This window comes from Orenia sp. (genome assembly GCF_055140805.1).
The window spans coordinates 1-14,134 of the sequence record NZ_JBSQYM010000080.1; the positions used below are offsets into that span (position 1 = coordinate 1).

At 32.8% G+C, this 14,134-nt stretch carries 11 protein-coding genes and 1 rRNA gene; all 12 read left to right on the plus strand.

Features of this window, described 5'->3' with window-relative positions; genetic code table 11:
• The first annotated feature begins 1,291 nt into the window (after window positions 1-1,291).
• Window positions 1,292-2,668 carry a PTS fructose transporter subunit IIC gene (locus ACTCDL_RS09240; protein ID WP_463175998.1) on the plus strand — a complete coding sequence of 459 codons (1,377 nt, stop codon included), beginning with the start codon at window positions 1,292-1,294 and terminating at the stop codon, window positions 2,666-2,668.
• A 139-nt stretch (window positions 2,669-2,807) separates the two neighbouring features.
• Window positions 2,808-3,329, plus strand: a complete 522-nt coding sequence (locus tag ACTCDL_RS09245) for an outer membrane beta-barrel protein (protein WP_463175999.1) — start codon at window positions 2,808-2,810, stop codon at window positions 3,327-3,329.
• A 693-nt stretch (window positions 3,330-4,022) separates the two neighbouring features.
• Window positions 4,023-5,021, plus strand: a complete 999-nt coding sequence (locus ACTCDL_RS09250) for a biotin--[acetyl-CoA-carboxylase] ligase (protein ID WP_463176000.1) — start codon at window positions 4,023-4,025, stop codon at window positions 5,019-5,021.
• Window positions 5,022-5,047: 26 nt separating this feature from the next.
• Complete coding sequence (locus ACTCDL_RS09255) at window positions 5,048-5,818, plus strand: type III pantothenate kinase (protein ID WP_463176002.1); 771 nt, start codon at window positions 5,048-5,050, stop codon at window positions 5,816-5,818.
• 251 nt (window positions 5,819-6,069) lie between these two features.
• Window positions 6,070-7,038 (plus strand): tRNA dihydrouridine synthase DusB, encoded by a 969-nt coding sequence (gene dusB, locus ACTCDL_RS09260; protein WP_463176010.1) that lies wholly within the window; start codon window positions 6,070-6,072, stop codon window positions 7,036-7,038.
• A gap of 108 nt (window positions 7,039-7,146) precedes the next feature.
• On the plus strand, window positions 7,147-8,061 hold the full coding sequence (locus tag ACTCDL_RS09265) for a quinate 5-dehydrogenase (RefSeq protein WP_463176003.1): 915 nt from the start codon (window positions 7,147-7,149) through the stop codon (window positions 8,059-8,061).
• A 93-nt stretch (window positions 8,062-8,154) separates the two neighbouring features.
• Window positions 8,155-9,225 carry an SDR family NAD(P)-dependent oxidoreductase gene (locus ACTCDL_RS09270; RefSeq protein ID WP_463176004.1) on the plus strand — a complete coding sequence of 357 codons (1,071 nt, stop codon included), beginning with the start codon at window positions 8,155-8,157 and terminating at the stop codon, window positions 9,223-9,225.
• A gap of 132 nt (window positions 9,226-9,357) precedes the next feature.
• The gene (gene greA, locus ACTCDL_RS09275; RefSeq protein WP_463176005.1) at window positions 9,358-9,834 is read left to right on the plus strand and encodes a transcription elongation factor GreA; all 477 of its coding nucleotides are present in this window, start codon (window positions 9,358-9,360) and stop codon (window positions 9,832-9,834) included.
• 47 nt (window positions 9,835-9,881) lie between these two features.
• Entirely contained in the window at window positions 9,882-11,354 is a 1,473-nt protein-coding gene (gene lysS / locus ACTCDL_RS09280) for a lysine--tRNA ligase (RefSeq protein WP_463176006.1), read from the plus strand.
• A gap of 158 nt (window positions 11,355-11,512) precedes the next feature.
• The gene (locus tag ACTCDL_RS09285) at window positions 11,513-12,766 is read left to right on the plus strand and encodes a putative glycoside hydrolase (protein WP_463176007.1); all 1,254 of its coding nucleotides are present in this window, start codon (window positions 11,513-11,515) and stop codon (window positions 12,764-12,766) included.
• Window positions 12,727-13,329, plus strand: a complete 603-nt coding sequence (locus ACTCDL_RS09290; RefSeq protein WP_463176009.1) for a class I SAM-dependent methyltransferase — start codon at window positions 12,727-12,729, stop codon at window positions 13,327-13,329. Before ACTCDL_RS09285 ends, ACTCDL_RS09290 begins: the two co-directional genes overlap by 40 nt.
• 726 nt (window positions 13,330-14,055) lie before the next feature.
• A 16S ribosomal RNA gene (locus ACTCDL_RS09295) occupies window positions 14,056-14,134 on the plus strand; the annotation flags it as partial.

The following is a 14,134-nucleotide window of genomic DNA, read 5'->3' on the forward strand; positions in this document are numbered from 1 at the left end:
GAGGACTAAAGCATCTTTTATTCCCCTCTCCTGATAGGAGGAGAGGGGCTAGGGGTGAGGTTGGTTTTATATTACATTCTAAAGTTGTTTATCTATAGTAAGAGTAGCTTTTAGATATTATTTAATAAAAAATCTTACATATTTTTTATTTTTGCTTGACATTATAAAACTGTTAGTATATAATTCTTATATAAGTTAGCAAGTTGTTCTAATCGGTTAGAAAGATTGTTCTTAGGGGATAAATTTGAACCAAAAATTTTTCTGCATGTTCTAAACGGTTAGAAAAATAAAATATAACTAATATAAGGAAGCCGATATTAGGCTAGGATGATTTTGATATTTCTTTTTAAGGGGGTGAAGATAAGTTATTTGTTTAACTACAATGGCATAATAAGGATAATAAGACTATCAGTTTATAATACCCATACTTTAATTTGACGATCTATCTGTGTCAAAGAATGGGTATTTTATTATGTTAATAAGGTTTAAATTACTTATTGGATTATTAATTGGCTTAGAAGGATATATTTAAAAATTTTTTAAATATATTTCTAATCGATTAGAAATATATTTTGAGATTATAAGAAAGCAAATTTTTAATTTTTTTTAGAAAGTTCTCAATATTCAGTTTTGAATAGAATGAATATATAGCGACACTTTCATGTCGGTAATCAGGAATCTGGAATCAGTGTTTATAACTGATTCCGGACTACTGATTCCAGATTCCAAAAAGTGTAACACTATCTTTCTATTATTTCATTCTAAAGTTGTTTATCTATATAGGTGTCCAACTTTAAAGTGTAATAAAAGACTAAAGATCAAAAGCTAAAGATTAGCAACGAATTAACACGAATTAAAGATTAAAAGATTAATTAATCTTTTAGTTTTATTCGAAGAACTTAAAGGTATTAAATTATTAGGATATTTAAATTACATTCTAAAGTTGTTTATCTATATAGATATCCAAGTCTAAAGTGTAATTTAATGGGGATATTGTGACACCTTTAGGAATCAGGAGTCAGCAACCAGTTATCAGTAAAACAGACTGATTCCAGATTCTCGATTCCTGACACAAAAGTGTTACATTACCTTTCTATTGTTTCATTCTAGAGTTGTTTGTCTATAGTATTACATTAATATAAGCTTTATTTTAGAGTTCTATAATCATAAAGTAGATTCCATAAATAAGTCTTATAAGTTCCCTAAGCATAATCTTTTCATCTATAAGAGGGTATTAGTAGATGGAGTTTACTAAGATGTAAACTACTATTATTTTAAAGGGGGAAATAAAATGAGAATATTAGCTGTAACTGCTTGTCCAACTGGTGTAGCTCATACTTATATGGCTGCTGAAGCTTTAGAAGGAGCTGCTAAAGAAAAAGGGATTGATATTAAAGTAGAGACTAGAGGTTCTGTGGGAATTGAGAATGGATTGACTCCAGAGGATATCAAAGAAGCAGAAGCTATTATTGTTGCTGCTGATACCGATGCAGATGTAGAACGTTTTAAAGGAAAGCCTGTTGTTTCTGTGCCAGTAGGAGCTGCAATCAAAGATCCTAAAGGTTTGATAGAAGAGGCTTTAGAGAAGGCTAAAGGTTTTGAACCAGAAGAGGACTTATTAGATAATGTACAACAACACAAAGCAGAAAGAAGCTCTCAAAGAAGTGGATTCTATAAGCACTTAATGAATGGTGTTTCTAATATGTTACCTTTTGTGGTAGCTGGTGGTTTAGCAATTGCACTTTCCTTTGTTTTTGGGATTAAAGCTTTTGAACAGGAAGGAACTTTGGCTGCAGCCTTAATGACAATTGGTGGAGGAACAGCCTTTGCTTTGATGATTCCAGTATTGGCAGGATTTATCGCTAGCTCTATTGCTGATCGTCCTGGTTTTGCTCCTGGTATGGTTGGTGGTATGTTGGCTGCTAATATCGGTGCTGGTTTCTTAGGTGGGTTGGTAGCTGGTTTCTTAGCTGGTTATATTACTAAGTTCTTAAATGACAATATTAAGTTACCTAAGAACTTCCAAGGATTAAAACCAGTTTTGATTCTACCTTTATTATCTGTATTAATTATTGGATTATTGATGATTTATGTACTTGGAACACCGATGAAGAATATCATGGATGCTCTTACTGCTTGGTTGCAGGGAATGTCTGGAACCAATAGAGTACTGTTAGGATTGATTTTAGGTGCGATGATGGCCTTTGATATGGGTGGACCTGTTAATAAAGCAGCATATACTTTTGCTACTGGATTATTGGCATCTGAGGTGTATGCTCCAATGGCAGCTGTGATGGCGGCTGGTATGGTGCCACCATTAGGTCTAGCATTAGCAACATTTATTGCTCCAAAGAAATTTGATAAACAGCAAAAAGAAGCTGGTAAAGCAGCAGCAGTATTAGGTATCTCCTTTATTACAGAGGGTGCAATTCCTTTTGCAGCAGCTGATCCAGTTAGAGTTATTCCTTCCATTATGGCAGGTTCTGCTGTAACTGGTGCATTATCAATGTTGTTTAAGGCTACTTTAAGAGCACCTCATGGTGGAATCTTTACATTGTTTATCCCTGGTGCTGTAGGTAATGCATTAATGTATGCAGTGTCTATCTTGGTTGGTACTGTAGTCGCTGCAGTTTTAATCAGTATCTTAAAAGATGATGTTAAAGCTTAATCTTAAATTTAATTACTTTGAGAAAGTCCCCCTTAAATTTAAGGGGGACTTTTTTGAGTTATTAAATGGAATATTATTGACATAATTATAAAAATAGTATAACCTTATAACTGGATAAAAATGTTAAGGGGGAATAATTATGAAAAAGGTATCTGTTTTTATGCTTCTATTAACACTAATATTAGCAGTTACAACTAATGTTAGTGCTTCTAACTCTACAGGAAAGTGGGAAGAATATATAGGTATTAATTTCTATAATTTTGATGAGGATGAAGCAGGTGATGATTCTAGTGAGGGTTTTCTTATTGGAGCTAGAAAGTGGAGTAATGAGAGGTTAGCTTTTGGAGGAGAATGGGATTATACATCTTATGGTGTAGATGGAACCGATGTAACTCTTAATGGTTTTTTAGGTACCTTTACATATAAGTTATTAGACAATTTTTCTTTAGATGGGGCATTGGGAATTTATAGAGGTAAATTTGAAAATGGAGGGTCTTCTGATTCCGAGAATGACTTAGGTGCTAGGATAGGTCTAGAATCAAAATTACCACTTACTGACAATATGGCGTTAATAGGTAGAACAGCATATAGATTTCTTAAAATTGAAGATGTAGATTTTAGTGGATTAGAGTTTTCTCTAGCATTAACAAATAAGTTTTAATTTATAATAGTGATAAAGAGAGCCGATGTTGGCTCTTTTTTTATGTTAAAATCTTATTATTAGTTCATTTATATGCTTCAAGTCTAAAGTGAGACTTAATGGGGATATTGCGACATTTTCCACTTTTAAAAAGTAGACAAAATCTTAGGTTCCGCCTAAGGGCGGGTTACGTTTTCAGCCCAAGACTACTTCCTACAGGGCGTCCTTGATGAAAAAGTAACCAAACCTACGAGTTTTAAAGAATAAAAACTCTTCGTGATAAATCCAATCAAGAAGAAAATTAAACTCACTCAGCAATCAGAGTACTAACTATTACCATTAATCAGATTCTTTAGCCAAAATTTAATTGAACTCTAAATTCTAGCTCAATTTTTGCTTCGTTCAAACAAAAATTTCCTTCGGTTTTAAAGACCTTAACTGTCAACCGTCCCTACGAGTCTAGAAGACAAGACTCTTCGTGTAAACCACTGTACACTGTGAACTGAAGTAAAAGTGTCGCAATATCTCATATATCCCCATTTCTAAATTTGATTTTGTAGCTATATATTATCTAGCAATAGACTCTATTTTATTGAGTTTTAGTAGCAGGTATTATATAATTGATAAAAAGTATAATAAATAGGAGAGTTAGCATTTAAATAAACCAATGAATATTATTGATAAAAATACTAAAGCATCCTTTGAGGTGATAATATGAAAAAGAGTTTAGACCGTAGAGAGAGGGTACTTGATTTGCTCTATCAAAATCAAGATAGATATCTCTCTGGAGAAGAGCTGAGTAATAAGCTAGGAGTATCTAGAACTTCTATTTGGAAGTATATTAATTATTTAAGGGAAGCAGGTTATCAGATTGAATCTTCATCAAAGGTTGGTTATCAACTTATTACTCCTGCTGATAATCTCTTACCAGAAGAGATTAAACGTAATTTAGATACAGAGATAATTGGCCGTGAAATAATTTATTATAAAGAGGTAGATTCGACTAATAATGTAGCCAAGAAATTAGCTCAAAGTGGAGTAAAGGAAGGGACAATAGTTATTGCTGAAGAGCAGAAGAGTGGGAAGGGTCGTTTAGGCAGAGAGTTCTGTAGTCCTTTAGGTGGGATTTGGGTATCCTGTATTTTACGCCCTGATATTAAACCTACATTGGCTACTAGAGCCACCTATATAGCTTCTTTAGCTATAGTTAAGACAATAAGTAAGCTAAGTGCTGTAGATGCTAAGATAAAGTGGCCTAACGACCTTCTCGTTGGTGATAAGAAGGTCAGTGGGATCTTAACTGAGATGGGTGCTGAGTTAGATAGAGTCGATTATTTAGTTGTGGGGATGGGGATTAATCTCAATTTTCCTATAGAAATATTTGATGAGTCTTTACATAATAAAGTAACTACAATTTATACTGAAACAGGTAAGAAGATAAGTAGAGTTGAATTTGTACAAGATTTATTAGAAGAGTTAGAGATGAGTTATAAGAAACTAAATAACTTCCAAGATATATTAGAGGAGTGGAAAAGTTATTCTTATACTCTGGGTAGGACAGTAAAGCTAGATAATAATAAAGAAGAGATAATAGGAGAGGCTTTTGATATAGCTGAAGATGGAGCATTACTTGTGAAGGTTGACAATGAAATTAGAAGATTCTATTCTGGTGAAGTATCTTTATACCATCAGGGATTTAGCTCTGGGAATTAACAATAAGTGATAAGGAGAGAAAGAGGATGATTTTAGCTATTGATGTAGGGAACACTAACATTGTATTAGGGTTATATCAGAATGATGAGTTATTAATAGATTGGAGAATATCTACTGATAGAAGTAAGACTGTAGATGAATATGGTATCTTATTAATTAATCTTTTTGAGAGCAATGGGTTTAAGCTAGAGGATGTAGAGAAGATGATGATTTCATCTGTTGTCCCTCCAGTTATCAATACTTTAGATGAGGTTGCGATTAAGTACTTTGGGGTAGAGGCCTTAGTTATAGGTCCAGGGGTTAAGACTGGAATTAATATTAAGATGGATAACCCTAGAGAAGTAGGTGCTGATAGAATAGTAAATGCTGTTGCAGTTGATGAACTATATGGTGGTCCAGCTATTATAGTGGATTTTGGTACGGCAACTACCTTTGATGCTCTATCTGCTAAGGGAGATTATATAGGAGGAGTTATTGCTCCTGGTATAGGGATTTCTACAGAAGCTTTATTTGATAGAGCAGCTAAGTTGCCTAGAATAGAGCTGAATTTTCCTGAGAATGTAATTGGGAAGAATACCCATGATGCATTACAGTCGGGAATCTTATATGGGTTTGTAGGCCAAGTAGATGGAATAGTCAGGAGGATGAAAGAGGAGTTTGCTGAAGATGCTAAGGTTATTTCCACAGGAGGTTTAGCAGAGCTAATCAGTCCTCGTTCTAAGGAGATTGATATTGTTAATGAATTTCTTACTTTAGAAGGTCTGAGGATTATTGAAAAGATGAATAGGGATAAGTAGTTAGTGATTAACACCTGATGTTAGTAAAAAATTGATAGAATAAAGATATATTATGATATTTTAGTTATCAGGAATCGGGAATCAGTAATACGTGTCTTTAGCAGATTCCAGAATCCTGATAACTGATTCCTAAAAGTATTGTAATATACTTATATAATCTTAAATTTAAATGTATCTAATTATCAGGGGAGACTTTTATGTTTCCCTTTTGACGTTTAACTTAGCAAATTTCAAATGAGGTGATCATTTTGTTGAAGATAGGAGATGTAGAAATAGATAATCCAGTTATTTTGGCACCAATGGCTGGTGTTACAGACTTACCATATAGAAAGCTAGTCAAAGGTATGGGGTGTGGTTTAGTCTGTACCGAGATGGTCAGTGCCAATGGATTAGTTTATGAGAATCAGAGAACTGAAAAGTTATTAGAGGTTGCTAAAGAAGAGAGACCAGTTTCACTTCAGATATTTGGTAATAATCCTGAAGTGATGGCTCAAGCTGCTAAAAAGGTGGAAGAAGAGAGCAACCCAGAGATAATCGATTTGAATGTAGGATGTCCTACTCCCAAGATTGTTAAGAATGGATATGGCTCTGCTTTAATGAAAGAGCCTAAGTTATTAGGTGAGATTGTAAAGTCAATGGTAGAGGCGGTAAATAGACCTGTTACCGTTAAAATTAGGACTGGCTGGGACCAAGATAGTATCAATGCTGTAGAGGTAGCCCAAATTGCTGAAGAGAATGGAGCAGAGGCTATTGCTGTTCATGGAAGGACTAGAAGTCAATTTTACAGTGGTAAGGCAGACTGGAATGTTATAGCTGAAGTTAAAGAAGCAGTAGCTATACCTGTAATCGGCAATGGTGATATCTTTAAACCAGAGGATGCTTTAAAGATGATTGAAAAGACAGGATGTGATGGAGTGATGATTGGTAGAGGTGCACAGGGTAATCCTTGGATCTTTAAAAGAACTTCCTATTATCTTAAAACTGGCAAATTATTAGCTTTGCCTACTCCAGTGGAGAAGATAGAGACAGCAATAGTACATTTAGAGAATCTAGTTGAGTACAAAGGGGAGTATGTAGCAGTTAGAGAGATGCGTAAACATGCCAGTTGGTATATTAAGGGGCTTCAAAATTGTACGACGATTAAAGACCTTCTAAATCAAACAGAAGATATAGCTGTAATGAATAGAATATTAAGAGAGTATCAAGTAGAGTTGAGCTGACATTTGGAAGATTGTCAGCTTTTTTTTTATTTTATACATAAATTTAAAATCATTATCACATATTAAAGTGAGAGTTCCTTAGTTTTAAACCTTCAAGAGGTGAAATATATGAAAAGAGTAGTAAGTATAAGTTTAGGGTCTTCCGCTAGAGATCATCGGGTACAAAGGGAGATACTAGGTGAGCAGTTTATTATTGAGCGGATAGGTACCGATGGTGATATGGATAAGGCTATTAAGATGTTTAATGATCTTGATGGTAAGGTAGATGCTTTTGGTCTAGGTGGAATAGACTTATATCTTTATGCAGGTAATAAGCGCTATTTGTTAAGGGATGCCAAAAAGATTATAAAAAATATCAATAAAACCCCCATTGTTGATGGTAGTGGATTAAAAAATACTTTAGAGCGTAGGGCAATCAGCCAAGTCAACAAGAAAATTAATTTGAAGGATAAGAAGATTTTGATGGTTTGTGCTTTAGATAGATTTGGAATGGCAGAATCCTTTAAAGATACTGGGGCTGAGCTATTAATTGGTGATTTAATCTTTGGATTAGGGATACCTGTTCCTTTAAAATCACTAGATGCATTATATAATATAGCACAAATTATCATGCCTATTGTCAGCAGATTGCCTTTTAAATTACTCTATCCCACAGGAGATAAACAAGAAGAGAGTCGAGATAAGTATAGCAAATATTATCAATGGGCTGATATTATAGCAGGGGATTTTCATTATATTAAGCGCTATTTGCCACCAAATTTACAAAATAGAATAATAATTACAAATACAGTCACAGCTTCAGATATAGATTTATTAAAGAAAAGAGGATTAAGTAAGTTAATTACAACCACGCCAGAGTTTAGAGGGCGTTCTTTTGGTACCAATGTAATGGAAGCAATCTTGGTAACCCTGTTAGATAAGCCCTTAGATAAGATAAGAGTTTCAGATTATTTGAATATATTACGAGAGATTAATTTTGAACCAAGGGTAGAAGAGTTTGACCAGGAGTATTTAATTAAATAGTTTCATTTAAATATAGATGTGAGGGTATAGGATTCAAATTAATAATATGGTGACTTATCATTTAATTAATTGTAATAATAAGGAGGCAAATTAATGAAGAAGTTTGGGTTTATAATTCACCCTCTTGATGTCAGTGACATAGCAAGGAAATTTCCTGTCTCTAAATTCTTCTCTGATAAATTATTAGAGAAGATGCTTAAGGTAGTACCAGCTTTTAAAGCATCACATATTACAGGAATTAAATCAGTTAAAGGAATTGAAGCTGAGGGATATTTTGTTTGTTGCCCACTAACTGCTAGACAGATGATTGAACTGCCAACAGAAGAGGTAGTAAATAAGATTATTGATGCTGGAAGAAAGGCTGAAGAGTTGGGCGCAGAGATAGTGGGGTTAGGCGCATTTACTTCTGTAGTAGGAGATAAAGGTCTTACGGTAGCTCAAGCTCTTAATATACCAGTAACTACAGGTAATAGTTATACAGTGGCTACAGCATTAGAAGGGATTGCTTTGGCAAGTGATATTATGGGGATAGATATGAAAAGAAGTAATATTTTAATTGTAGGAGCTACTGGTTCTATAGGTAAGGCTTGCAGTAAAATTTTGGCAAGAGATAATAAATATTTAATGTTGATAGCTAGAAGAGAGGAAAAATTAAAGGAGTTAGCTGGTGAGTTGAGGAATACTTATAATGTTCAAGTTGAAATTGATACAGAATTGAATAAACTATTACCACAGGCAGACATTGTGGTGACTGTATCCAGCTCAGTAGATAGTCTAATTGATGTCAACTTATTAAAGTCAGGAGCAATAGTTTGTGATATCGCTAGACCTCGTGATGTTGCAGAAGAGATAGCAGTTAAAAGAGATGATATATTGGTTATAGATGGAGGAATAGTAGAAGTTCCAGGGGATGTCCAATTTAATTTAAATTTTGGTTTTCCAAAAGGAACATCTTATGCCTGCATGGCAGAGACTATGATTCTATCTTTAGAAGGAAAATATGAAAATTACAGTTTAGGGGCAGAGCTAGATTTAGAAAAGGTAATTGAGATCAGCAATTTAGCTGATAAGCATGGATTTAGATTATCAAGTTTAAGGAGTCTAGAAAGGGAGGTTACTTTACAGCAGGTCAGTAAAGTTCGGAGAATAGTCAGCTCAACTTGACAATTTTTACAAGTTGGATTATAATAATTTATTAACGTCGGATAAATAGTGTTAAGTCAATATGTCTTGACACTATTTTATATTTTTGAAATAATAAATATATTATAAAATTTAAGAAAAGAGGTATCTAGGATGAAAGAGGAGAGAATTGTTATATCGCAGGAGGGTTTAGATAAATTAAAAGAAGAGTTACAACACCTTAGAGGTCCTAAGCGTAAAGAGATTGCTAAAAGAATTAAAGAAGCAAGAGCTTTAGGAGATATTAGTGAGAACTCAGAATATGATGATGCTAAGAATGAACAGGCCTTTATTGAAGGTAGAATTAGAGAACTAGAGCAGATGCTAAAGAATGCTGAAGTTATAAATACAGAAAATATTACTACTGATAAGGTTAGTTTAGGAACTACAGTTACAGTTAAAGACTTAGAGTTTGATGAGGAAGAAAAGTTTAAAATTGTAGGACCTACTGAAGTTGACCCAGATCAGAATAGGATTTCAAATGTTTCTCCAATTGGGAAAGGACTAATTGGTCACAAAGTGGGAGATACAGTTGAGATTGAAGTACCAGTTGGGACACTCAAATTTGAAATATTATCAATTACAAAATAATAATTTAAATAGTAATAAATTTATTAAACTTGGGGGTATATAGGGTTATGTTAGAAAACGAATTGAATGAGTTGATGATGGAGCGCCACAAGAAATTAGATGATTTAAATGAGGCAGGGATTGAAGCTTATAGTAATGAGTTTGATCGAGAGAATATAGTGGCAGATGTATTAGATAATTTTGAAGAATTGGAAGCTGAAGAGAAGGTTATTAAGACTGCTGGCCGTATAATGGCCTTTAGAAATCATGGTAAATCTTCTTTTGCAGATATTGCCGATATGTCAGGGAGAGTTCAAGTTTATGCTCAACAGAATAAGCTTGGTGAAGAGTTATATGAGTTATTTACTAGCTTCAATATTGGCGATCATGTTGGAATAGAAGGTACTGTTTTTAGAACTAGACGTGGAGAGATTAGTATTAGAGTTAAGAGCTTTAAATTGTTATCAAAATCTTTACGTCCATTACCAGAAAAATGGCATGGTTTAAAAGATGTTGAGTTAAGATATCGTCAAAGATATGTTGATTTAGTAGTAAATCCTGAGGTAAAAGAGAAGTTTATTTTAAGAAGTCGTATCTTACATAAAATTAGAAGTTATTTAGAAGGAAAAGGTTTCTTAGAGGTTCAGACTCCATTGATGCATCCGATTGCTGGTGGAGCATCTGCTAGACCTTTTGTAACTCATCATAATGCTTTAGATATCGACTTGTATATGAGGATTGCACCAGAGCTTTATCTAAAGAAATTATTAGTTGGTGGCTTTGAAAAGGTATTTGAGCTTGGTAAAAATATGAGAAATGAAGGGTTATCAACTAAACATAACCCAGAGTTTACCTCTTTAGAATTATATGAGGCTTATGCTGATTATGAAGATATGATAGATATTACTGAAGATTTAATTAAAACAGTTGCTCAAGATGTCTTAGGAACTTTAGAGATTTCATATGATGATTTAGAGATTGATTTGGGTAATTGGGATAGAATAACTATGGTTGATTCTATTAAGAAATATGCTGGAGTAGACTTCTCTAAAGTAAGTACAGTAGAGGAAGCAGAGGCTCTAGCTAAGGAAAAAGGTGTTAAAGTTGATGACAAAACATCTGTTGGAGAGATTATAAACGAATTCTTTGAAGAGTTTGTAGAAGCTAAATTAATTCAACCAACTTTTATTACTCAGTATCCTGTAGAAGTTTCTCCATTGGCTAAACGCAATCCAAACAATCCTGATTTCACAGATAGATTTGAGTTGTTTATTGCAGGAAATGAGATAGCTAATGCCTTCTCTGAACTTAATGACCCAATCGATCAAAAAGGAAGATTTGAAGCCCAAGTATCCCAAAGAGAAGCAGGGGATGATGAAGCTCATATGATGGATGAAGACTTTATTAGAGCATTAGAGTATGGAATGCCACCTGCAGGAGGATTAGGAATTGGAATAGATAGATTGATTATGTTATTAACAGATTCACCATCTATTAGAGAGGTTATCTTCTTCCCTCATTTAAGACCAGAGGTTAAATAATTTTAGTAGTTTATAGTTTCTTCTTCAAGAGGTGGAATCCCCACCTCTTTTTGTTTTTTTATCTAATAAATTTATATAAAAAGCGCCTCTAACATATGTTATAATAAGATTTAGGATAAGAATTAGGGACAATTGCTAAATAATAAGAGGTGTTAAGAGTGTTAAAAAAAATATCAGTAATTGTAATAATATTGCTTTTAACTACATTAGTATCTTCTTTTAATGCTGATGCAGGGCTTGTGTTAGATTATAAACATATTTTAGATTTACAAGAATATAACCAATCTAATATAGATGATCAATCCCTTATATCTAATAGGATTACTCTCAATCTTCCTATTAGAAAAAAAGAGGACTATAGTTTAGGTAAAAAGGATTTAAGATCTCCTCATTTTACTTATTCTAAGAATGTTAGAGGTATCTATATAAATGGTTGGGTAGTAGGTAATGAAAGAAAGATTGATAATTTGATAAAAGAAGTTGAAGAAAGCAATTTGAATTCTATTGTAGTTGATTTAAAGGATGTAACAGGTCGTATTACTTTTTCTAGAAAGCAGAGTAATATTTCACAGCTATTTGGTAATGGGTTGGAAGAACTAGTGAATAAAGCACATAAAAAAGGGATATATGTCATTGGCAGGTTAGCTGTTTTTAAAGATCCCACTTTGGCTAAACAAGATTCAAAATATGCTTTGAAATATATATCGGCAATTGATAATGAAACTATAATCAATAGCACCCTTTGGACTAGTCCTTATTCAAAAGAGGTTTGGAATCATAATATAAAGATAGCAGAGCAAGCGGCTAAATTAGGATTAGACGAGATTCAATTCGATTATATTAGGTTCCCTACTCTGGCTGTAAATAGTAAGTTGATTATTAGGCTAGAAGAGGATAAATCAAAGACAGATGCTATAGAGGGTTTTTTGAAGTTTGCTAATGACAGATTAGAGAAGTATAATGTTTTAATTTCTGCTGATGTATTTGGTTTAACTACTACTGTTAAAGGTGACTTAAAGATAGGTCAGGATATCACAAGGTTGGTAAATTATGTAGATTATCTATCGCCGATGATTTACCCATCTCATTATAGCTCTGGATTTTATGGAATAGATAATCCTGATAGTAATCCTTATGATATAATTTTTGAAAGTTTAGAAGATGCTAGACAGAAATTAGGGGACAAGAGCTATAAATTAAGACCTTGGTTACAGGATTTTTCATTAAGACATATATATACAGATAAGGAAGTTAAGGAACAGATAAAAGCTGTAAATGATAATCAAATATCTAGTTGGTTGTTGTGGAATCCTAGGTCAGTTTATACAATTAGTGCAGTAAAAGATGAAAGAAAGAAGGGAATGGAAGAAAGATGGAATTTACAGGGGAGCGAGTTATTCCAGCAGAAATGAATCCAAGAAATGGCTTAGTAATTGAGCACATAGCTAGATATAAATTTGCTAGTCGTTTTGTTAGAGGAAGGGTTTTAGACATTGCTTGTGGAGTAGGATATGGCAGTGAAATTCTAATGGCAATGGGTGAAGGAATTGATAAGATAGTAGGGGTAGATATAGATGAAGAGACAATTGAATATGCTAAAAGGGTATATAATTATCCTTGGAATGAATTTTTAGTAGGAGATGTTAATGATAAAGGTCTTTTTGATAAAATAGGGAAATTTGATACTATTATCAGTATGGAAACGATAGAGCATATTAAAGATGATTATACTTTTATTGATAATTTAAAGAGCTTATTAAAAGAAGGTGGTCTGTTGATCATTTCTACTCCCTTTGGAAGAGGTAGGGACTTTGAATGTGTTAATCCATATCACTATAGACAATATACAGAAGAAGAATTTAGGGATTTATTAAGTTCATTTTCAGAAATAGATTTATATTGTCAATGTGATAAGACTATAGAGAAGCCAATTGAAGATAAAGATTATTATTTGATGGTTGCTCTTTGTAGATAAATAATGGTGAAAAAAATATATCTATACTTAATATTTATATTTTGGTTCAACAATAAACTTAGTGATTAACAATAGTTATAGCTCAAAATATAACCTTAGGAATCTGGAATCAAAAAATTGTGAATTATACTGATTCCAGATTCCTGATAACCGATTTCTTATATTTTATTATTAGTTATCAATCTGATTTTTCACAAAAGTCATGGAAGATTCTATTTTTTATAATATTGAGTATAGATTTTTATTTTATGAGGAAGATTAATTTTTAGTAATTATAATTCACCAATCTAAATTTATTATTAATTATTATTGACAACTTATATTTAAGATGTTATTATATTAAATGTTGTTTACAAGAATTATAGAAGAGGATAGATTTTATTAATAATTTTTGGTTAAATTATTAACTTTATTAGTTAATATAATTTAATTATTTAATTTTAAATTTAATCTTGACAATCACCTAGAGGGCTGATATAATATTTTTTGTTGAATAGCAGGAATTTTTCTGAATATTTTTAGACAACCTTCTTTGGGCTGTTGTCTGATGGTTTGAAAAAAAGTTCTTGACAACTAAAGCTGAATTTGATAGAATATTAAATGTCGCTTATGAAAGCGACTCTGAATTTGGTCTTTGAAAACTAAACAATGCAAGTTTTGACCAAGCGTAATATAGAGCTAATCAAACTTTTGTTATTAAATGTGAATTCACATTTAAATAAATCTTTATTGGAGAGTTTGATCCTGGCTCAGGACGAACGCTGGCGGCGTGCTTAACACATGCAAGTTGAACGCGAACTTTTCC